The following is a 21,739-nucleotide window of genomic DNA, read 5'->3' as shown; positions in this document are numbered from 1 at the left end:
AATACCGTTACGGAGTAGTTATGAACTTGTTAAAAAACTTTTCCATCCGCAGCGTGATGCTCTGGGTCCTTGGGCTTTTTTGCCTGATGTGGTCCGCCGTTGGCATGTACAGCGTCTCTTCCCTGAACGCCCTCGGAAAAGGTAATGAGGTTGACCGACAGTTAGTCAATCAGATGACTACCCTGAGTAAAGGCAACGATCAGTATTTCCGTTTTATTACCCGTCTGACCCGTGCGGTGGAGACCCGCCAGGCTGGCAGTCCAACCGCTGCGGCTGATATGGCATCGGTGCAAAAGGCTTTAGATAATATGGCTAAGCTGCTGGCCGATTTTAAAGCCCAGTCGCCTGGCCCGCTGGCGGCCAGCTACTCCTCTGAAGTGATTGAAAGCTGGCAGGCATTGCTGGATCAGGGCGTAATGCCACAGATGCGTCTGGCACAGCAGAGTACTCTGGATGACTTCCGTCGCCATGCCTCCAGCGTGACGCCGCCGTTAAGCCGCAGTTTTGGTGCCACCGTAGACAAGTTCAACCTGGCAGCCGGCGCTAAGCTGGACGCCACAAGAGTGACCGTAGATCATCTGACCGATGTCACTAAAGTGGTGATCGTGCTGGCCGTGATTGTCGGGCTGCTGATCCTGCTGTTTACCGATCGCTACCTGGTAAAAATGCTGGTTCGTCCGCTGGCCGTTATGCGTGAACACTTCCGTCTGATTGCCGAGGGCGACCTCAGCCAACCGCTGGTTGATACCGGGCGTAACTGCGTTGGCAGGCTGGTGCCGCTGCTGCGTGCGATGCAGGACAGCCTGCGGGATGCCGTCAGCGCTATCCGCAGTGGTACAGATAACATCTACCGTGGTGCTGCTGAAATCTCCTCTGGCAACAACGATCTCTCTTCCCGTACGGAAGAGCAGGCGGCTGCGCTGGAAGAGACTGCCGCCAGCATGGAGCAGTTAACTGCAACAGTAAAATTCAATGCCGATAATGCCCGTCAGGCCAGCGAACTGGCGCAGACCGCTTCTGTTACCGCCGGAAAAGGCGGCAAACTGGTGAGTGATGTGGTCAGTAACATGCAGGGGATTGCCGGCAGCTCGAACAAAATTGCTGAGATCACCAGCGTGATTAACAGCATCGCTTTCCAGACCAATATCCTTGCACTAAACGCCGCTGTGGAAGCAGCGCGTGCCGGTGAGCAGGGGCGCGGTTTTGCCGTGGTTGCCAGCGAAGTGCGTAATCTGGCGCAGCGCAGCGCCGGTGCAGCTAAAGAGATCGAAACTCTGATCGCCGATTCGGTTTCCCGTGTTGATAATGGTTCACGCCTGGTCGGCGAGGCGGGCAGCACCATGGAAGAGATTATGCGTGCAGTAGGGGAAGTGACTGAGATTATGAAGCAGATCGCTTCCGCTTCTGAAGAACAAAGTAAAGGCATCTCTCAGGTGGGCACGGCAATCACCGAAATGGACAGCGTGACTCAACAGAACGCCTCGCTGGTGGAAGAAGTTTCCGCTGCGGCCAGCGCGCTGGAACGCCAGACCGAAGAGCTTACGCTCTCCGTGTCGAAGTTCCGTCTTTCTGCTACGTCAACGTCATCACCTGCACCGGCAGCCTATGCTAAACCGGCTCCGGCTATGGCACGCTCACTGAAAGCAAAACCAGCCGCCGCATCAGCCGACGAGTGGGTCTCTTTCTAACCTTGTTGACACAACCACGCCACCAAAGCGGAAAGCTGCGGTGGCGCTTCTTCTGAAGGGCGCTGGATCAGACTGTAAACAGCGCCGGTTTTTACCGTTTCACTGAACGGGGCAATCAGCCTCTTCATCGCTAAATCCGCCTCAATCAAGGTCACATCGGCCACCGTCACGCCAAAACCCTGAATGGCCGCGCTGATCGCCAAATCCATCGTATCGAAATGCTGGTTACGCCTGAGGGTAAGCTGTGTCTGTTGCTGGCTAAGCCAGAGCTGCCAGTCCCGGCCATCGGCAGTGGGGTGGAGAAAGGTAAACCGCGCAAGATCCGCAAATGCCATCGGCGTGTCAGGTTGAAGGCTGGCAGCTATTACCGGCGTCAACGCCTCATCAAACAGGCGCGTACTTCCCTGCGGTGGCGTACCGTAAAGGATCGCTGCGTCAAAATTATCTAACTGGGTGCTGTGATCGACCGTGGTGGTAAGCGAGACATGCAAATCCGGCTGCGCCTGCTCCAGGGCAACCAGCCTGGGAACCAGCCAGCGCATGGCACAGGTCGGGGCTTTCAGGCGGATTACCGCATGGGTTTTGCTGGCCTGTTCAGCGGCCTGCACCAGTTGTTCAAAGTTGGTTCGCATGGCAGGAAGCAGGTTCGCTCCCTGAGCGGTGAGCGTGAGGCCGCGCGCATGGCGGTCAAAAAGGGCGAAACCAAGCCAGCTTTCAAGCGCGGCGATTTTGCGGCTGACGGCCCCCTGCGTGATACACAACTCCACCGCTGCGCGGGTCAGATTCAGATGCCGGGCGGTAACAATAAAGGCGTGAACTGCATTAAGCGGAAGCGATCGCCGTGACATGGCAGCCCTCTGAGCTATGTTTAAAAGTCATGGCTATTATGACAACAATTCGCTTGTCGGCTCAAGCGTGCTCACGTTGAATAGGCTAAAACCGCATCCCACCTCCACCGGAGACAGCATGACCCTTAACTCTTCCGTACAGCAACGCTCAAAATTACCGGATGTAGGTACCACTATCTTCTCGGTTATCGGCCAGCTTTCCGCGCAGCATAATGCCATCAACCTGTCGCAGGGCGCGCCAAACTTCCCCTGCGATCCTGCCCTGATTCATGGCGTTACCCAGGCTATGGAACAGGGCTATAACCAGTATGCGCCGATGACCGGTCTTGGCGCGTTAAAGGAAGTGCTGGCCAGCAAAGTGCAGGCGCTTTACGGCCAGCAGTATGATGCCGCCAGCGAAGTGCTGATTACCGGCAGCGCCAGCCAGGGGATCTATGCGGCGATCGGCGGGTTGGTTCACGCCGGTGATGAGGTGATATTCTTTGAACCGGCATTTGACAGCTATGCCCCTGTTGTCCGTCTGCAGGGCGGGATCCCGGTTGGCCTGAAACTTCAGGTGCCCGATTTTGCTATCAACTGGGAAAAAGTGCGCGCGGCCATCACGCCCCGTACCCGCATGATCATTATCAATACCCCGCACAACCCAAGCTCGCAGGTGCTTTCCCGTGCCGACCTCGATACGTTAGCAGCCATCACCCGCAATACCGATATCGTCGTGCTGTCGGACGAAGTGTATGAACACATTCTGTTTGATGGCCGCCAGCATCAGGGCATGGCTACGCATCCGGAGCTGGCTCAGCGCAGCGTGATCGTCTCTTCCTTTGGCAAAACCTTCCATGTGACCGGCTGGCGCGTGGGGTATTGCCTTGCCCCGGCAGAGCTGATGGCAGAGCTGGTAAAGGTCCACCAGTTTATGATGTATTCCGCTGACACGCCGATGCAGTACGCTTTTGCCGACTATCTGCGTGAACCGGCAAACTATCTGGGGCTGGGTGAGTTTTATCAGCGCAAGCGTGACAGGCTGGTGGAACTGATGAAAGAGTCGCCATTCCGTCTGCTGCCGTCTGCCGGATCCTTCTTTATGTTGGCCAGCTATGCAGATTTCAGTGACGAATCAGACAGTGAAATGGTAAAACGTCTGATTGTTGATTACGGTGTGGCAACTATCCCGCTTTCGGCGTTCTACACGGATGGTACCGACAATAAACTGATCCGTCTCTCTTTTGCAAAAGACGAAGCCACACTTGAGGCTGGCGCTAAGGCGCTGTGCCAGGTGAAGCCTCGCTAACCTATTTTTGAGGGTAAGTTAATGAAGAAACTGAGTGCACTGTTGGTGGCTGCAGGCCTGTTGTCATCCCTGTCGGTGATGGCGCAGGAAACGCTGCGTTATGGTCTTGAGTCGCAGTATCCGCCCTTTGAAAGCCGTAATGCTTCCGGTGAGCTTGAAGGCTTTGATATCGAGTTGGGCAAGGCGATCTGCCAGGCAGGGAATTTCAAATGCAGCTGGGTTGAGAGCAGCTTTGATGCCCTGATCCCGGCACTGTCGGCGAAAAAATTCGATGCCATCAACTCGGCGATGAACATCACCGAAGCGCGGATGAAAAGCATTGGTTTCACCAACCCCATTTACCGTATCCCCAGCCAGCTGATTGGCAAAAAAGGATCAAGCCTGCAGCCCACCGTTGAGTCACTGAAAGGCAAAAACATCGGTGTATTGCAGGGTTCCGTGCAGGAAACTTTTGCCAAGAAACACTGGGAGCCACAGGGTGTGACGATCACGCCTTACCAGGATCAGAACCAGGTGTACAACGACATGGTGGCTGGCCGTCTGGATGGCACGCTGGTGATGTCCGCTGCGGGCCAGTCTGGCTTCCTGGAAAAACCTCAGGGTAAAGAGTTTGCCTTTGCCGGTGGCCCGGTGGAAGACCCTCAGGTGCTGGGCGTGGGGATCGGTTTTGGCCTGCGTAAAGATGATTCTAAGCGCAAGCAGGAGCTGGATGCTGCCATCGCCAAAGTGCAGGCTGACGGCACCGTCACCAAACTGGCGGCGAAGTTCTTCCCGGGTATTGATGTGGCAGTGAAAGAGTAAGTGATTGGATCCTCACGCTGGGGCGATTCACAAAACGGGCTGTGAGCGAAAGATGGCGATAACACTGAATCCCCGCGCGCAGGGGGATTCAGAGTGACCGGGGGCGGATTTTCTGGAGAATATATCCTGTCAGGCAAGGTTCTGACAGGGACGATCGTCTCAGAAACCGCCCTTTTATTTGTCCTGAAGATTATTCCGCCGCCAGCAGGCAGAGTTTTTCCGCCACCAGATAGGATTTCACGAACGACGGCACCGGCAGGAATTCAAACTTAGAATGGAAGTTGTGCGCGCCGGTAAAGAAGTTTGGCGTCAGCAACCCTTTGGCAGAGAGGGCTGCGCCGTCAGTTCCGCCACGCATCGGCGTGACCTTTGGCGTAATATCCAGAGACGCCAGCGCGGCAAAGATAAGATCGATGGCCCGACGATCTTCACCAATCGCATTGCTGATGTTGCTGTAGGTGTCAGTGATGTTGAACTCTACTTTGCCGGTGGGATACTGCTTACGAATCAAGTCTGCCACGTCCGCAATTTTCTGCTTACGCTGTTCAAAGCTCGTCAGATCAAAATCACGGATTGAGGCTTTTAAGCGTGCAGCGTTGGCGTTAGCACTCATATCATTAAACCAGACGTAGCCTTCACGTCCTTCAGTGTGTTCCGGCGTTTCGGCTCGGTCAAAGTGACTGACGAAGTCCATCGCCATCAGCAGTGGATTCACCAGCACGCCTTTCCCTGACATTGGATGAGCCGTTACGCCAGTCAGCAAAATTTCAGCCGCTGCCGCGTTGAAGTTTTCATACACCACTTCGCCCAGTTCACAGCAGTCGATGGTATAAGCAAAATCGACGTCGAAGCGGGCTTTCAGGTCCAGCGCTTTAGCCCCACGCAGGCCAATCTCCTCATCCGGCACAAACGCCACCACAATATCGCCGTGCGGCGTGTCATGCGTCAGGTTTTCCATCAGCGTCATCACCACGGTCACCGCCGCTTTATTATCCGCACCCAGCACGCTGGTGCCGTCGCTGAAAATGATTTCCTGACCGTGATAAGCGTTGATTTCAGGGTGTTCAGCGGTGCGCAACCAGATATCTTCTTTGGCATTCAGGCAGAGGTCCTGGCCTTCAAAGCGCAGCGTCTGAGGATGAATATGCGGCGAAAGGCCCACATCAACGGTATCAATATGGGTAATAAAGCCGATGCGGGGTGCAGAAGGGCGGTTACCGGGCTTAATGGCGGTGACGGTAGCGAACTCATCAATCACCACATCCTTAAGACCCAGGCTGCGAAGCTCTTCGGCCAGCATCTTCGCCATATCATGCTGCTCTGGCGTGCTGGGCAGCACGCTGGCAGAAGCATCGCTCTGGCTGGTGACGGAAAGGTAACGGTAAAAACGTTTGCTGAGCTGGGTGGCCAGTTCCTGATTCATCCTGTCTTCCTGTGTCTGTGATGGGGTGTAACTGATTTGTTATAACTATCAGAGAGTCAGGCGCAGGTCAAAGCCGGGGGTGCGCTCATGAACTGAGCAGTTAGCAGAGATTGCCCGGCGAAGCGCTGAGAAGCCACTATACTGAATGTTCTTGATAAACAAACAGGAGGATTGTCATGACCATTCATAAGAAAGGGCAGGCACACTGGGAAGGCGACATTAAGCAGGGTAAAGGCACCATCAGCACCGAAAGCGGCGCGCTGAAAGAGCAGCCTTATGGTTTCAATACCCGTTTTGAAGGTAAACCAGGTACTAACCCGGAAGAGTTGATTGGCGCGGCCCACTCGGCCTGCTTCTCCATGGCGCTCTCCCTGATGCTGGGCAATGCTGGCTTCGTTCCTGAAAGCATTGATACCGTGGCCGATGTGTCGCTGGATAAAGCAGGCGACGGCTTTAAAATCACCAAAATTGCGCTGCAAAGCCAGGTCAAACTGCCAGGTATCGACAGCAGCAAATTTGATGAAATTATCAATCAGGCAAAAGCTGGCTGTCCGGTATCTCAGTTGATGAACGCTGAAATCACCCTCGAGTACAAACTGAACTAATCCTTCAGTCCGGCGGCGTTACGGCCGCCGACCGTTCCCCGCTATCAGGGCGGGGAATGTATTTTCCACCTCTGTCGGTCCCCACGGCTTCACTCTGCGTACATCCCACTAAATTACAGCCCTTATCTGATATTAAATCGCTGAAATATAACCAAAAGTTATGGTTAAAAAACCCTCTTTTTACTGGCTCCCTGCGCGATAACCGATTAAATTGTTAGCAGTTCAGGACAGACAAACCATAAAGAGAGGATGGAGATGAGAACATCTGTATTAAGGACGGCTGTTGCAGCTTTGACGCTGGCTGTGGCCTCTGGGGCTGCGGCGAAAACTCTGGTTTTTTGTTCAGAGGGCTCGCCAGAAAACTTTAACCCGCAGTTGTATACCTCCGGCACCAGTGTGGATGCCAGCGCCGTACCGATTTATAACCGTCTGGTCGATTTTAAAGTGGGCACCACGGAGCTGATACCCAGCCTCGCGGAGAGCTGGGAAATCAGCCCTGATGGCAAAACTTACACCTTCCATCTGCGCAAGGGCGTGAAATTCCAGAGCAACAAAGCCTTCAAACCTTCCCGTGACTTCAACGCCGACGATGTCATCTTCTCGTTTATGCGCCAGAAGGATCCCAAAAACCCCTACCATAATGTTTCCAACGGTACCTATGCCAACTTCGAAAGCCTGGAATTTGGCTCGCTGATCCAGAACATTGAGAAGGTGGATGAGCACACCGTGCGCTTTACGCTGGCCCATGCAGAAGCACCGTTCCTGGCTGACTTAGGCTGGTACTTTGCCTCGATCCTTTCCGCAGAATATGCCGATGCGATGCTGAAAGCAGGCACGCCGGAAAAAGTGGATCAGGTTCCGATTGGCACCGGCCCATTTGAACTGGCTCAGTACCAGAAAGATTCCCGTATTTTATATAAAGCCTTCCCGGACTACTGGCAGGGTAAAGCGAAGCTCGACCGCCTGGTGTTCTCCATCACGCCGGACGCTTCGGTGCGTTATGCCAAGCTGGAAAAGAATGAGTGCCAGGTAATGCCGTTCCCGAATCCTGCCGATCTGCCGCGCATGAAGGAAAACAAAGATCTGACCATGATGCAGAAGGCGGGGCTCAATACCGGATTCCTCTCCTTTAATACGCAAAAAGCGCCGCTGGATAACGTGAAAGTCCGTCAGGCGCTGACCATGGCGATCAACAAACCGGCAATCATTCAGGCCGTCTTCCAGGGCACCGGCACCGCAGCGAAAAATCTGCTGCCGCCAGGCGTCTGGAGTGCCGATCAGGATCTGAAGGATTACGACTACGATCCAGAACAAGCCAAAGTGCTGCTGAAAGAAGCCGGGATCAAACCGGGAACGACCATCGATTTATGGGCGATGCCGGTACAGCGTCCCTATAACCCGAATGCCCGCCGCATGGCTGAGATGATCCAGGCAGACTGGGCGAAAGTAGGGGTTAAGGCCAATATTGTCAGCTTTGAGTGGGGGGAATATCTCAAGCGCGTGAAGAGCGGCGAGCATCAGGCGGCGCTGATGGGCTGGACCACCGCCACCGGCGATCCGGATAATTTCTTCGGTCCGTTATTCAGCTGTACTTCCGCCAATGGCGGCTCTAACTCCTCGAAATGGTGCTACAAGCCGTTTGAAAAGCTGATTACCGAAGCCAGGGCAGAGCAGGATCATAACAAACGTATTCAGCTTTACCGTCAGGCGCAGCAAATCATGCACGATCAGGCTCCCGCGGTGATGATTGCGCATTCGACCATCTTCGAGCCGGTACGCAAAGAGGTCACAGGCTATGAAGTCGATCCCTTTGGTAAACACATTTTCTATCAGGTGGATTTAAAATAGCAGGGTGAGTGCACGTTAACGAAAAGGGGCTGACAGAGACCCATTAATCTGGTTCTGTCAGCCCATTCTGAAGTGACTTATTTACAGCCATTTTTCCAGCAGGTACCCATTAATTCGGTGAGTTGGGTCACCGTCTCAATGTTCTCGGCCGTTTTATTATCCTGTAATCCGCCAAACAACATATTACTGATGCCGCCGATCATCTCAGGGGTTATCTCTGTCTCGCTGGCAAAATTCAGCCAGAGATAAGACATAACATCATCAAATGAGCCGTTGGATTTAACGCCTCTGTCCCGCAGTAATTGCCAGAGTTTCTCGTCGAACCCTGAACTTTTTTTCCAAAGGTTGTAATCCTTTGTGAACTTGGTGATGTCGCGAATGGCCACGCCCTCATCCGTTTCGGCAACTTTACCGAATTCATCAAGCTGAGGAACACCATCAGGCTGAGTTTCATCAGGCTCAGGGGAAACGTCAGGCCCCGGAACAACATCAGGCTGAGTTTCATCAGGTTCAGGGGAAATGTCAGGGCCCGGAACAACATCAGGTTCAGGAGAAATGTCAGGCCACGGAGCAACATCAGGCTGAGTTTCATCAGGCTCAGGAGTGAGATCGGGAGTATCAGCCTCTTTCTGACCCTCATCGCCCCACGAAATGATTTCCCCTGCTGCTATCACTGTACCCTGAGGATCTTTTCCGTCAGCCACGTCTAATTTCAACAGGCTTCCTGATTCAATCCGGCCATCCTGGTTTTTCAGGCTGGTGGTTTTCAGGACCACTGCGTTGTTAGCAGCAATACTTCCTGATTCATTACTGATGTCGGCAGCCTGAATATGGATTTCATTTCCGTAGATTTCGCCCCCACGGTTATCGACTGACCCACTGTTAATATCAATATTACCGCTGTAGGAAAGAATGGCAGAGGTGTTTACCAACCGTTCGCTATCGAGCGTGATGTTTGCGGCTTCCAGCACCTCGTGGTTATGAATCTCCTGTCCTGAAAGCTGCAGATTGGTGTAAGAGGCTATGGCGCCGTCATTGGTAATTTTACCGTCTGCGGTAACTACGACATCACCCGGCGAATTAATGTAGCCAGCATTGTGTACGCCAACGCCATTTTCAGTACCAATCATGCGGATTTTACCGGCATAGATACTGCCAAGACGGGTCACGTCCAGGGCCAGTTCGGGTTTTACGCTACCGTCGTCTGCCAGTTTTGTCACGGTGCTATTGTTGGCGTCAACCTGGTTACGCCCGGTGGTGATTTTCAGGTCGTTAGCCTGGACTTTTGCATTGATTTTCACCGAACGGGCAATAATATCGGTGTAATCATCGGCACCATATAACCCGTTTCCGGTAACCTTAACCGTACCCTCATTCACCTTATAACCCGTCAGGACGCCATTTTCCAGCATGGCCTGGCCGGTTGTCAGGGTAGCGCGTGAGGCATTCATAAACTCACATCCGTTACAGGTAATTCCGGAAGGGTTGGCTATCACTACCTGCGCCCGCTGACCGGCCACTTCTATAATGCCATTCAGCTGGCTTGGATCTCTGGAATTGACCTCATTCAGGATAATGCGGGCTTCCCCCTGGGCAAGCGCAGCGTTTCCTGCAATCTCACCACCAAGATAGGAGTAAGTGTTATCACGGGCGTTATTCAGGATTACGCCACGCCGATCGACATCGAACTCGCTGTACACATTCCTGGAAACACCGTCAGCGTTGGGTTTCTGAATATTGACCTGAGGAACACCCCATGTACTTTCACTTACGGAAGGCTGAAGCGCCCGGGCTGCGCTACCGTCAGCGACAATACCAGCAGAGACAGGTTGAACCGCCCCAAAAGCCAGTAACATTCCCAGGCTGAGTGTTTTCAGTCGGCAAAGTTGCTGAAGCGTGCGTTTTTTTCTGCAGGGGAGCTTTTTGCAGCACCCGTTATTTTTTGCTCAGAGATAATGTTCACAATAATATCCTTATTAGTGAGTTAGAAACTCCAGTTGGCATTAAAACCGTAGGTCACCTTACTGGTAATGAAACCTTCCGGTCTGGAGAGGGGAATACCGGCAAACAGATCGTAGCCAATATTCAGTGTGTTCCCGCGCAGGCCAATAACACTGCCGGAAAGTCTGTTACCGGCCAGCAAAGTCAGGCTGTAGCCGCTGACTTCACCATAATCGAAGCCCAGATAGAGCTCCTGCAGCGACACAGGGGTGCGCCAGGCAAGGTCGTTACGGACATACCACCCTTTGCTGGCACTTAACGTTCGCTGGCCATCAAATCCCCGGACGGTCCAGCGATTACCAATCGCCAGCTGATCCTGTGGCGTCAGCGGAGTGGGAGAGAGTTGACGAAAGTAGCTGGCGTTATAGCGGAATTGTTGGCCTGAGAGCTGAAAAGGCTGGTTGAGACGGGCATTCAGCTGCACTGTTTTGCCCAGAGCCGTAGCTTGTCCTGACCTCTCTTCAGGTGCAGGCCGTGCGCCAAACCAGCGGGTTCCACGCTGGTAACTGGCACCCAGGAGCAGCGAGGTTGAGCCAATGCGGTGTTCATGCTGTAATCCCAGACGCCAGGTTGATGTCTGACGCCTTTGGATCTCCAGCTCCGTCTCTTCAAGAAAATTGCGTGAACGCCTGGCCAACACATTGGCGGTGAGCGTGGTTTTCTGCAGGGCATCGTGATGAAGGGTCCTTCTCAGCCAGATATCCAACGTATCCATCTCGCCCCGGTATCGGTAATCAGTGAACAGGCCTGCGATGTTTTGCTGATAACGGTACTGGCTACACGTCATCCCCATCAGCCAGTACCCCAGAGGCAGAGAGTAGTGCGCTGCACGATAGCGGTTTTTTTCTTATTCCCTTGCTCTACTTCCCGGCTGGTGGAGAAATAAAGTAAATCGCTGAGTGCAAAGGGGTTATCCAGGGAAAGCGTCAGGCTGCCCTGATAGCGTCCGGTGCTTATCAACCCTCCGTCATCAACCGACAAATCAAGCCGCCATTTCTTTGTCTGCCGCCAGTTAATTTCTATATCGCTGATCCCCTGATGAGTACCCGGAATAATCTTCATCTCACTTTCCACCGTCGGCAGACGTAACTGATTTTCCAGCCCCTGTTCCAGATCGCGAAGATTTAACAGGTCATCATGGTGTGCAGGCCAGGCGGTAAACAGATTGAGATAATGGCTGCTCTCTTTAGCGAATTTGATCTCCCCGATGCGGCCCAGTATCAGCTTAAGTTTTAACTGACCCCGGTTCAGATCCTGCTCCGGTGCGACAATACGTGAGGTAATATATCCCGCCTCCACCAGCTTGTTTTGCAACGTTTTCATCAGCAAATTAATGCCTTTCCCCCCAGACACCGGCCTTCAGCCTGACGGATTATTTTGCGTAAGGGGATCCAGCCTGGTAATGCGCTGCTCCCCTCCAGAATAACCTGATTGACAGAAAAGCATGCCCGTTCTTCAGGAAAGGAAATACGGTTTTTATCGCCCTTAAATGAGGAGAGAGAAACACTGCGACCAACAGGCATCAGTTGATTATCCAGCGCGTTCTGTCGTTGCTGTTGATTGATTACAGCTTGAGAATTAGCAAAAACAGGACGGGAAAATAAGAGCATTAAACTCAGGAAAATGAGAGGGAGGCGAGTAAGTATGGGTAAGTTTTGCATAAAGACATTCCATGTCCAAAAAGAAGTTATATCACTTCAGAAAGGGAATAGTAATGAATAAAATATTAAAAAACAATTGAAACCATATGATTTCCCACTGTGAAATATATGAATTGTTATAAGCTTAATTATATTAATAATGTGAAAATTAAATTAAGCTATTACAGGAGTTAATTAACAGGTTGAGGGCTATTTATTAGCACTCTGTCGGGCAAAGACCGCATGAATGACGTTTAATTAATGTGGGGTAGAGAATGATTGTTTGAGGGGGTTGCTGATTACCCGCCAGCCTGCTCAGCAGCAGTTCTCCCGCCATTCGGCCTATCTCCCGGGCCTCAACGGAAATCGTGGTCAGGGAAGGTTCAATCAGCGAGGCTTCCGGGACATCATCGAAACCAATAACAGAAATGTCCTTACCGATTATCCTGCCCATTCTTCTTAAGCCCTGCACCGCGCCGAGCGCGATAATATCCTGGTGAAACACAATCGCGGTAATCTGCGGATAACGGCTCAGCAGTGCCGTAACAGATTCAGCGCCTGCCACTCTGGTAGATTCACAGGAGATTATCCAGTCATCATCGGGTGCAATTCCCGCCTCTTTCAGACGGCTGGTGTAACCTGCAATACGGTGTTCACGCGTTACCGAATCGGGCATTCCGCCAATAAAAGCAATATTCCTGTGACCCAGGCTGAGCAGATGATCGGTCGCCAGCCGGGCACCGGAAAAATTGTCTGTGCCCACATAATCAAAGGGCAGCTCCGGTGAAGGTCGGGCCACCAGAATCACCGGGAAGCGTAAGTTTTTAAGCCCTGCAATAAAAGCGGCTGGCGTGTTTCTCGCCAGGCATAACACCAGCCCACAGGCGCTGTTTCTGCCCATCGCCTCAACAAATTTTTGCTGTCGCCCGGTGGATTCTTCGCTATTGGCGATAAACATCATCAGGGCGTTAACTTCAGTCTGGTGACTCAACCCCGCCATCAGTTCGCTGTAAAAAGGGTTGGTGATGTCCTGTAACAGTAGTCCAACCTGATTGCTGGTCTGGCTGCGAAAATTGGCGGCCTGCTGGTTATAGACATAGCCCAGCTTCTCAATGGCACTCATCACTTTCTGCCGCGTCTGAGCGGAAATTCGACCCTTGTTTGACAGCACCATCGACACGGTTGCTGTTGAAACACCGCACTCCTTAGCCAGATCGGAAACCGTCACTTTCGCCATGTTAAACATCCTGCTGATGTGCAAATTTGCTACAGGTTAACCCATTAACCTGTTCTGTGACGAGCCTCAGATAAAAATTAATTCAACCGGAGTATGTTGTGCTGGTTAATCGATTAACCCATTAAAAGGAGGTTTTATGAAGTATCGGGTGGGCAAAGCGAATTATGATAAATCGCCCAGTATGAAGGTCAGTGCTTCGGAGGGATCCGCCAGGCTGGGATGGGAAAATATTGTTCAACAGATTAAGGCGGACATTCTGTTTCGCGGGCAGAAAAGCACGGTGGTGACAGTTGAGTGCTACCACGGTGTAGCGCTGGATGAGGTGCGAAACTTGCTGACAGCCGCGCTGAATCCGGCACTGGTGCTGGCTGCCGACGATGCCAGGCTCGAACAAAGTGCAATAGATTCAATGCTGGCCCGCTTTATCACCGACGATCGCGTGTTCGGCTATCTGGCTCCGCATAAACTCGACGACTTTTTCTCACCGCAGAAAATCCGCGCGCTCAGGGAAAAAATTGCCTCAGCAGAGCAGGGGATCGTGGTGGTAATGGGGACGGGCGCTTCGCTGATCCATCAGGGGGATATCAGCCTTTATGCTGATATGCCTCGCTGGGAGATCCAGCAGCGTTTTCGGCGGGGAGAGCTGGATAACTGGGGAGCCAGTAATTTTTCGGAAGATATTTTACGCCGTTACAAACGCGCCTTCTTTATTGAGTGGCGGGTATTCGATCGTTTTAAGGTAAAAGTCCTGCCGCAGGCAGATTACTACCTGGATACCAGCAAACCTCTGGCCCCGGTGCTGGTAAACACCGCGGATTATCTGGCGGCATTGAAAAGTCTTACCACTCAGCCATTCCGGGTTGTGCCGTTTTTTGACGAGGGCGTCTGGGGCGGTCAGTGGATGAAAGAGGTCTGCAATCTTGACCAGGATAAACAGAATTACGCCTGGGGTTTTGATTGCGTCCCTGAGGAGAACAGCCTCAACCTGCAATTCGGCGCGCTGACTCTGGAGACCCCGGCAATTAACCTGGTGTTGCTGGAACCCCAGGCATTACTGGGTGACCAGGTGCATGCGCGTTTTGGCGCAGAGTTCCCAATCCGGTTTGATTTCCTCGACACCTTTGAAGGGCAGAACCTGAGCTTACAGGTGCATCCGCTCACCGACTACATCCAGCAAGAGTTCGGGATGCATTACACCCAGGATGAGAGTTATTACATGCTGGATGCCGCAGAGGACGCGGTGGTTTATCTCGGCACCAAACCCCATACCACTGCTGATGAAATGCTCGGCGTACTCCGTGCCGCGCAGAAGACTCAGCAATCCTTTGATGACCGGAAATACATCAATCAGTTTCCGGCCAAAAAACACGATCACTTCCTGATCCCTGCGGGCACCATTCATTGTGCAGGCAGCGGCTCGCTGGTGTTAGAGATCAGCGCCACGCCTTACATCTTTACCTTCAAACTCTGGGACTGGGGCCGCAAGGGCATGGATGGCCTGCCGCGCCCGGTACATATCGATCATGGGCAGGAGGTGATTCAGTGGGACAGGGATACCAGCTGGGTGGAGCAGAACCTGATCAACCGTGTTGAATGCCTGGCGGAGGGAGAAGGCTGGCGGGAAGAACGTACCGGCCTGCACGAGCGGGAGTTTATTGAAACGCGCAGGCACTGGTTCAGCAAGCCCGTCATGCATACCACGGGAGGCACCGTGAACGTTCTTAACCTGATTGAAGGCGAAGAGGCGATTGTTGAAAGTCCGACCCAGGCGTTTGCGCCCTTTATCGTGCATTACGCTGAAACCTTCATAATTCCGGCCGGCGTGGAATGCTATCAGATCGCTCCCTGTGGTGAATCTGCAGGGAAAACCCTGGCCACCATCAAAGCCTTTGTAAGGGGATAATCATGCTTCAAATCATTGTGGCAACTCACGGTCCGCTCAGCGTGGCGCTGATTGAAAGTGCAGAGATGATCTTTGGTGAACTTGCCGGTGTTTCAGCGGTATCCCTGACCAACGAGGGCGGGATCGAAGGCTTTCGTCATCAGCTTACAGAGAGAATAGACGGTGCTCTGGCCGCTCACGAAGGGGTTCTGGTGTTATGTGACCTGCTCAGCGGCACGCCCTGGAACGTGGCCTCTGGCTACGCCTTTCACCCTGAAAAAGCGCAGCGTGTAGCGGTGCTCAGTGGCGTCAGCCTGCCTCTGCTGCTGCTGGCGCAGGAATACAGCGAGGTTGCCGATCCGAATTTCGTGGCCGAACAACTTATTGCTCAGGTTCCTGACCTTGTCGTCCATGCCCTTCCTGTTATTCATGACACCACAGAAGATTTTTAAGGAAAAATTATGGCTATCTCATTTATACGAATTGATGACCGCGTCATTCATGGGCAGTTAATAACGCGCTGGGCCAAGGAGTTTCCCTGTCAGGGCATTATTGCCATTGATGATGGCGTGGCTAACGATCCCTTTTTATCGCAGGTAATGAAAGGGGCCGTTTCAGATGTCAAAGTCTGGCTATTTACCCGGAAAGAAGCCCTGGAGAAACTGCCTAAGGTCATCGCGAGCGAAAAGAAATACTTTGTTATCTGTAAAACGCCCGAAACCTTATCGCATTTGATCAAAGCCGGGATCAGCATCAGGAATGATAATAAATGCATCAACGTCGGCCCGATGAGCGCCAGAGAGGGCACGATAATCATCGGGCCTAACCAGTCGGTCACCCAGCAGGAAATCAGTGCATTTAACGACCTGGCGAACCAGGGCTATAAAATGGATTTTCGTCTGGTACCGGATGGCAAAAGCTATGACTGGCCAGCCGCGCAGAAAAAACTGCTTAATGGAGGAAGCTAAAATGCTGATTGAATCGGCCCTGATTGGGCTGTTCTGTTATCTGGGTGCGCTCAGCACCCCGTGGGTTATGGGTCTGACCGGGGGATGGTATACCCTGAGTCGTCCGCTGGTCTCAGGGATGATCATCGGGCTTATCGTCGGCGACGTGAAAACGGGGATCCTGATTGGCGTCTCCGTTCAGGCGGTCTACATTGCGATGGTCACACCGGGCGGCTCAATGCCTGCGGATCTGAATTTTGTGGCCTGGCCGGCAGTAGCCCTGGGGATCCTCTCAGGTAAAAATCCCGAAGTGGCCGTGGCGATTGCGGCGACTATCGGTATTGTCGGCACCCTGGTTTTCAACCTTATGATGCTACTGAATTCCTACTGGAACCATCAGGCCGACAAGGCGGTAAATAAAGGCGACGAAAAAGGAATTATTCTGACCTGTATTGTCTGGCCTCAGGCCGTTCACTTTCTGCTGCGTTTTGTGCCAACCTTTATCGCGGTCTATTTTGGCGCGCAATATATACAGGGATTAATGGATTCACTGCCGGAATGGATAATCAAAACCATGACGGTGGTCGGCGGCATGTTACCTGCCGTTGGCATTGCCATTCTGCTTAAGCAAATAATTAAAAGTAATGCGCTGATGATCTATTTTCTGGTCGGGTTTGTCTGCATTGTTTTTCTGAAGCTGAATATGGTCGCGCTGGTTATGCTGGGCACGCTGTTTTCCCTGATTCACTTCAACTATAAACAGGAACCGGCGGCGGCGACTGCCACAAAAATGGACAGCAGTGAGGATGAATTCTGATGACTGATAACCTGACAAACCTGGCCCCGGCAAAAACCATCACCCTGACCAAAGGGGATTTATTCTCCTGCTGGCGACGCTGGATCATGTACAACCTTTGCTCAATGAGTTTCGAACGCTTCGAATCTTTTGGCTTTTGCCTGAGCATGATGCCGGTGATTAAAAAGCTATATCCGCAAGAGGCTCAGCGCAGGGAGGCTCTGAAACGGCACACCTCTTTCTATAATACCGAGCCGCAGATTGGTGCCATTATCAATGGCCTGGTGGTGGGGCTGGAAGAGAAAAGAGCCAATGGCGAACCTATTGATGGCGAAGTGATCAATACCCTTAAAGTCGGGTTGATGGGGCCGATTGCCGGAATCGGCGACTCAATGATCCCCGGCATGCTGATCCCGATATTACTCAGTATCGGAATGGCGCTGGCCGATGGCGGCAGTATGTTAGGGCCGATCTTCTACATTGTGAGCTGGTGTTCGATAATGCTGATCGGCTCCTGGTCCCTGTTTATGAAGGGCTACCGGCTTGGCACCGGCTCAATAGAGGAACTGGTCAGTTCCCGATCCACACGGCTGCGTGAAGCGATGTCTCTGCTGGGGATATTCGTGATGGGCGGGCTGGCGGCAAGCTATATCACGCTCTCCACTCCGCTGAGCTTTGTCTCTTCCGAAGGGGTAAATATTACCATCCAGACCATGCTGGACGGGATATTCCCTAAACTGCTGCCTTTGCTGGTGGTTACCGGCACCTGGTATCTGATGGCAAAGAGAAACGTCTCGTCGGTTAAGGCGATGATTATTCTGTTAGCCATCGCAGCTTTGGGAGTGATTATCGGCGTTTTCTGACTGCTGTTGACGCCAGTGCGCCTGCAGAAGATCAAAAGCCATACTCCTTACGAAAAGCTTCGTTTTGCTGCTGTAGCTGCTCGCTGACGTAACTCAGAAACAGATTCAGGGCCGCCGAACGCTGGCGGCCATTCACCGTCTGTACCTGAAGCGTTCTCTGGGTCAGCTGATCGATGCCCATTGAGCGCAGAGCCAGTCCTTGCTCTCTGGCGTGGTAAAGCAGGGTGAACTGACTGCAAATGGTCACCGCCAGCGGATTTTGCTGCAAAAAGGTATAGAGCGTACTGAAATTATTGCAGGTCATCGCAGGCTCGATAAAAGTACCGCTCATCTGACAGGAGAGATCAAATAACTGACGCACGGTTGTTCCCTGGTCAGGTAGCGCAACCGGGAACGCCAGCAAATCCTGGAGGCTGAAAGGGCGCGTGGCCAGCGGGTGCGACTGGTGCATGACAATCAGCACCGGCGCCGGATAAGAAGCGATAACATCCACGCCTCTCTCAGGATGGAGGCTGAACTGAAATGCGACGTCACACTCTCCCTGCCGGAGGATCTCCGCTACCTCCAGCGCACTGCTTACCTTCAGGTTGAAGCTTACCGAAGGGTGAAGCTGCCGAAACTGCGAACAGAGCGTGGGCAGCAGGCTGAAGGCCATGCCATCGGTACAGGCCAGGCGCAGGGCGGTCTTCCTCACCGCTTTCAGCCCTTTGATCTCCGCCAGCGCGTGCTCCATATCCATCAGGCTTCTGCGGACGTGATTCTCAAAAATCTTCCCGGCATCATTCAGCACCATACCTCTGGCATGGCGATCAAACAGCGGAGCGCCCACTTCCGCCTCCAGACGCTGGATCTGCCGACTGATAGCCGAGACGGCCACAAAGAGTTGCTGGCTGGCCGCGCTCAGTGAGCCGGTATTTGCCACGGCAAGAAAATAGCGGATTTCTGAACTCTGCAAGGACTTGCTTCCTTTTGGTGCATGCTGCCTGAACGTGCAATATAGCTTTGCTTTTGTAGCAAAGCTTATTTGATATTTTGATGATTGTGGCAAAGCGCGATTTTAGCTTAGATGGTCTGTATAACAAAATAATCAAACACAACAGGCAGGATTATGACCGCTAAACAGGCAGTGGCACAGGCAACAGCGTATTTTGACCGGGGTGAATTTCAGCAGGTGCTGGCACGACGTATTGCCATACGTTCTGAAAGCCAGCGCGAGGATCGCGACAGCGAACTTCAACGTTATCTCGATGAGGAAATAGCGCCTGCCATGCTGGCGCTGGGTTTTGAGCTGACGGAGCTGGCCAATCCTCAGGCGGAGGCTCGTCCATTCCTGGTCGCCACCCGCATTGAAAATGAGAGCCTGCCCACGCTGCTCTGCTATGGGCATGGTGACGTGGTCTTCGGTGATGACGAGAACTGGCGGGAAGGCTTGTTGCCGTGGCAACTGACTGAAGAGGGCGATCGCTGGTATGGCCGTGGCAGCGCCGATAATAAAGGGCAGCATTCGGTGAATATTGCCGCGCTGGAGCAGATCTTTGCCGCGCGAGGCGGTTCGCTGGGCTTTAACTGCAAATTTTTGTTCGAAATGGGCGAAGAGATCAGTTCACCCGGACTGGCGCAAATTTGTCGTGACCACCAGCAACTGCTGAGTGCCGATCTCTTTATCGCCTCTGATGGGCCAAGGCTGAATGCGGAACGGCCGACGCTGTTTCTGGGATCGCGCGGCGCCGTTAACGTCAGGCTGAGCATTAACGCCCGCGATCGCGATTATCATTCCGGTAACTGGGGCGGCCTGCTGACCAATCCCGGCACGCAACTGGCGAATGCAGTGGCTTGTCTGGTCAATCAGCAGGGGCAGCTACAGGTGGCGGCGCTGAAACCCCCGGCGATCTCAGAGGCTGTGCGCCAAATCCTGAGTGATATCGATGTTCAGGAGAGCAGCGATGGCCCGGCAATCGATGCCAACTGGGGCGAGGCGGGTCTGACGCCAACGGAACGTCTTTATGGCTGGAATACGCTTGAGGTGCTCTCTTTCCTTACCGGTAACCCGGCGCGACCAATGAATGCCATCCCAGGCAATGCCACGGCGGTTTGCCAGCTTCGTTTTGTGGTGGGCACCGACTGGGAAAATATTGCCGGTCACCTTCGTGAGCATCTGGATGCCAGAGGCTTTACGCAGGTAGAAGTGGAGTTTCTGCGCGGTTCGCCTGCTACCCGGCTGGACCCCCGCGATCCGCTGGTGGGTTGGGCACTTAAAGCTATGGCTGAAACCAGCGGTAAAAAACCGGCGCTGTTGCCGAATCTCGGAGGTTCACTGCCAAACGATGTCTTTGCAAAAATCCTCGGTCTGCCAACGCTCTGGGTTCCGCACTCCTATCCGGCCTGCGGCCAGCACGCGGTGGATGAACATATGCTTAAGTCCATCGCCCGCGAAGGGTTGCAAATTATGACGCAGCTCTTCTGGGAACTGGGTGAACAGGGTGAAGCACTGCTTGCCAGCCACCGCCAGTATCAGCAGCAGAAAGAGGGTGGCCAATGAGCTCTCTGACGCAAACGGGTGAAGTCGCCACGGCGCCCAACCTCTATAAAACCCTTTTCGCCACCTGCGTGGGCAATGCACTGGAGTGGTTTGACATTGCGGTCTATGGATTTTTCGCCAGCTACATTGCTCACGCTTTTTTCCCTGTTCAGGATCCTGCGGTCTCCCTGCTGCTGACCTTTGGCAGTTTCGGCGTATCGTTCCTGATCAGGCCGCTAGGGGCAATCGTGCTCGGTGCTTACGCAGATCGGGTCGGGCGGAAAAAGGCGTTGATGCTGTCGATCACTTTGATGATGGTGGGCGGGCTGATTATCGTGCTGATGCCTGCTTACAGCACTATCGGCCTGATCGCTCCCGTTATGATCCTGCTGGCGCGTCTGATTCAGGGCTTTTCTGCCGGGGGAGAATTTGGCAGTTCCACCGCCTTTCTGGTGGAGCATTTCCCGCACCGCAAAGCGTTTATCGCAAGCTGGCAGTTTGCCACTCAGGGAGCTAGCACGCTGATGGCGTCCGCTTTTGGTCTGGGGCTGACCCACTGGCTCAGCGAAACGCAGATCCAGGACTGGGGATGGCGTATTCCCTTTGCCTTTGGCCTGCTGATTGGCCCGGTCGGGCTCTATATCCGCCGTCATGTGCATGAACCGGCCACGTTCAAAGTACAGAAAACCCACTCACCGCTGAAACAGCTGGCCGGACAGCAAAAAAATCTGATGCTGCTGGCTATCGGGCTGATGGTGATCTCCACCGGCATCAACTACATGCTGAATTATGTGCCGACCTACGCGACTAAAAGTTTGCATCTGTCGGGATCGGCGGCCTTTACTGCCACACTGCTTGCCGGAGTGATTCTGACGGTAGTGACGCCATTGATGGGGTTGTGGGCTGAGAAAGTTGGCCGCAGGCCGCTGATGTGGGGATCGCTTGGCTTACTGATTTTGACCATTTATCCCGCCTTTTTACTGGTGGTCAATCACCCAACGCCCGGTAACCTTCTGTTACTGGTAGGCTGGATGGCGCTGCTTAAATCGGTCTATTTCTCCACCGTCCCTTCAATGATGGCCGATCTCTTCCCGGTCTCGACGCGTGCCAGCGGCATGGCAATCAGCTACAACATTGCCGTCACCGTGTTTGGTGGGTTTGCGCCACTGATTTGTACCTTGCTTATTACCGCAACCGGTACCAGCCTCGCCCCCAGCTATTACCTGATGGTGCTGGCAGTCGTCAGTGGCTGGGCGCTGTACAGAAGCCAGTTTACCCTCAGAAGTTAAAATAACGTCCCGGCGGCGACCGTTCCGCCGGGACGTTATTGGGGCAGACCTTAACCGAACCTTTC

The 21,739-nt window shown here is 53.3% G+C and carries 18 protein-coding genes and 1 pseudogene; 12 read left to right on the top strand and 7 right to left on the bottom strand.

Translation table 11 applies throughout. The features are described from left to right. The first annotated feature begins 20 nt into the window (after nucleotides 1-20). Nucleotides 21-1,688: a methyl-accepting chemotaxis protein gene (locus VRC33_RS11805; RefSeq protein ID WP_338556030.1), complete on the top strand. Its 1,668-nt coding sequence runs from the start codon at nucleotides 21-23 to the stop codon at nucleotides 1,686-1,688. Here the strand turns inward: VRC33_RS11805 and VRC33_RS11800 are convergent. Continuing rightward, on the bottom strand, nucleotides 1,685-2,536 hold the full coding sequence (locus VRC33_RS11800; RefSeq protein ID WP_338556028.1) for a LysR substrate-binding domain-containing protein: 852 nt from the start codon (nucleotides 2,534-2,536) through the stop codon (nucleotides 1,685-1,687). The two genes, VRC33_RS11805 and VRC33_RS11800, sit on opposite strands and share 4 nt — an antisense overlap. 118 nt (nucleotides 2,537-2,654) lie before the next feature. On the opposite strand from VRC33_RS11800, the gene VRC33_RS11795 reads away from it, so the two are divergent. Together VRC33_RS11795 and VRC33_RS11790 are read left to right on the top strand one after the other, a co-directional pair. Then, nucleotides 2,655-3,824 (top strand): methionine aminotransferase, encoded by a 1,170-nt coding sequence (locus VRC33_RS11795; protein ID WP_338556026.1) that lies wholly within the window; start codon nucleotides 2,655-2,657, stop codon nucleotides 3,822-3,824. Nucleotides 3,825-3,845: 21 nt separating this feature from the next. Beyond that, nucleotides 3,846-4,625 (top strand): transporter substrate-binding domain-containing protein, encoded by a 780-nt coding sequence (locus tag VRC33_RS11790; RefSeq protein WP_338556024.1) that lies wholly within the window; start codon nucleotides 3,846-3,848, stop codon nucleotides 4,623-4,625. 190 nt (nucleotides 4,626-4,815) lie between these two features. Here the strand turns inward: VRC33_RS11790 and pepT are convergent, their stop codons facing one another. Then, nucleotides 4,816-6,048, bottom strand: coding sequence for a peptidase T (gene pepT, locus VRC33_RS11785; protein ID WP_338556023.1), 1,233 nt, complete (start codon nucleotides 6,046-6,048; stop codon nucleotides 4,816-4,818). Nucleotides 6,049-6,224: 176 nt separating this feature from the next. Between pepT and VRC33_RS11780 the strand changes: the two genes are divergently transcribed. Together VRC33_RS11780 and VRC33_RS11775 are read left to right on the top strand one after the other, a co-directional pair. Further along, nucleotides 6,225-6,653 carry an OsmC family protein gene (locus VRC33_RS11780; RefSeq protein WP_338556021.1) on the top strand — a complete coding sequence of 143 codons (429 nt, stop codon included), beginning with the start codon at nucleotides 6,225-6,227 and terminating at the stop codon, nucleotides 6,651-6,653. A gap of 255 nt (nucleotides 6,654-6,908) precedes the next feature. Next, a complete protein-coding gene (locus VRC33_RS11775) occupies nucleotides 6,909-8,501 on the top strand; it encodes an ABC transporter substrate-binding protein (protein WP_338556019.1) in 1,593 nt (530 codons plus the stop codon). 77 nt (nucleotides 8,502-8,578) lie between these two features. On the opposite strand, the gene VRC33_RS11770 is transcribed toward VRC33_RS11775, so the two are convergent. The 4 genes and pseudogenes from VRC33_RS11770 to VRC33_RS11755 form a co-directional block, all read right to left on the bottom strand. Next, nucleotides 8,579-10,357, bottom strand: coding sequence for a filamentous hemagglutinin N-terminal domain-containing protein (locus VRC33_RS11770; protein WP_338576716.1), 1,779 nt, complete (start codon nucleotides 10,355-10,357; stop codon nucleotides 8,579-8,581). Nucleotides 10,358-10,485: 128 nt separating this feature from the next. Continuing rightward, a pseudogene (locus VRC33_RS11765) lies at nucleotides 10,486-11,825 on the bottom strand (ShlB/FhaC/HecB family hemolysin secretion/activation protein). Beyond that, a complete protein-coding gene (locus VRC33_RS11760; protein WP_338556013.1) occupies nucleotides 11,825-12,163 on the bottom strand; it encodes a ShlB/FhaC/HecB family hemolysin secretion/activation protein in 339 nt (112 codons plus the stop codon). The pseudogene VRC33_RS11765 and the gene VRC33_RS11760 overlap by 1 nt, the downstream one beginning before the upstream one ends. Before the next feature lie 196 nt (nucleotides 12,164-12,359). After that, nucleotides 12,360-13,379 carry a LacI family DNA-binding transcriptional regulator gene (locus VRC33_RS11755; RefSeq protein ID WP_338556011.1) on the bottom strand — a complete coding sequence of 340 codons (1,020 nt, stop codon included), beginning with the start codon at nucleotides 13,377-13,379 and terminating at the stop codon, nucleotides 12,360-12,362. Nucleotides 13,380-13,515: 136 nt separating this feature from the next. Between VRC33_RS11755 and VRC33_RS11750 the strand changes: the two genes are divergently transcribed. Genes VRC33_RS11750 through VRC33_RS11730 form a run of 5 tightly spaced genes read left to right on the top strand, consistent with a single transcriptional unit; the run spans nucleotide 13,516 to nucleotide 17,867 of the window. Continuing rightward, entirely contained in the window at nucleotides 13,516-15,282 is a 1,767-nt protein-coding gene (locus tag VRC33_RS11750) for a class I mannose-6-phosphate isomerase (RefSeq protein WP_338556009.1), read from the top strand. Between the two features lie 2 nt (nucleotides 15,283-15,284). Then, nucleotides 15,285-15,713 carry a PTS fructose transporter subunit IIA gene (locus VRC33_RS11745; RefSeq protein ID WP_338556007.1) on the top strand — a complete coding sequence of 143 codons (429 nt, stop codon included), beginning with the start codon at nucleotides 15,285-15,287 and terminating at the stop codon, nucleotides 15,711-15,713. Nucleotides 15,714-15,722: 9 nt separating this feature from the next. Next, complete coding sequence (locus tag VRC33_RS11740) at nucleotides 15,723-16,229, top strand: PTS sugar transporter subunit IIB (RefSeq protein WP_338556005.1); 507 nt, start codon at nucleotides 15,723-15,725, stop codon at nucleotides 16,227-16,229. A 1-nt stretch (nucleotide 16,230) separates the two neighbouring features. Continuing rightward, nucleotides 16,231-17,025, top strand: coding sequence for a PTS sugar transporter subunit IIC (locus VRC33_RS11735; protein WP_338556003.1), 795 nt, complete (start codon nucleotides 16,231-16,233; stop codon nucleotides 17,023-17,025). Next, nucleotides 17,025-17,867, top strand: coding sequence for a PTS system mannose/fructose/sorbose family transporter subunit IID (locus VRC33_RS11730; RefSeq protein WP_338556002.1), 843 nt, complete (start codon nucleotides 17,025-17,027; stop codon nucleotides 17,865-17,867). The genes VRC33_RS11735 and VRC33_RS11730 overlap by 1 nt, the downstream gene beginning before the upstream one ends. 31 nt (nucleotides 17,868-17,898) lie before the next feature. Here the strand turns inward: VRC33_RS11730 and VRC33_RS11725 are convergent, their stop codons facing one another. After that, nucleotides 17,899-18,822, bottom strand: coding sequence for a LysR family transcriptional regulator (locus VRC33_RS11725; RefSeq protein WP_338556000.1), 924 nt, complete (start codon nucleotides 18,820-18,822; stop codon nucleotides 17,899-17,901). Nucleotides 18,823-18,975: 153 nt separating this feature from the next. On the opposite strand from VRC33_RS11725, the gene VRC33_RS11720 reads away from it, so the two are divergent. Next, complete coding sequence (locus VRC33_RS11720) at nucleotides 18,976-20,406, top strand: M20 family metallopeptidase (protein WP_338555998.1); 1,431 nt, start codon at nucleotides 18,976-18,978, stop codon at nucleotides 20,404-20,406. Continuing rightward, entirely contained in the window at nucleotides 20,403-21,674 is a 1,272-nt protein-coding gene (locus VRC33_RS11715; protein WP_338555996.1) for an MFS transporter, read from the top strand. Before VRC33_RS11720 ends, VRC33_RS11715 begins: the two co-directional genes overlap by 4 nt. The last annotated feature ends 65 nt before the right edge of the window (nucleotides 21,675-21,739 follow it).

Origin of the sequence: Erwinia sp. E_sp_B01_1 (assembly GCF_036865545.1) — a bacterium.
Taxonomy (GTDB): Bacteria; Pseudomonadota; Gammaproteobacteria; order Enterobacterales; family Enterobacteriaceae; genus Erwinia.
The sequence above is the reverse complement of the archived record's forward strand: the minus strand, read 5'-3'. Positions and strand labels throughout refer to the sequence as shown.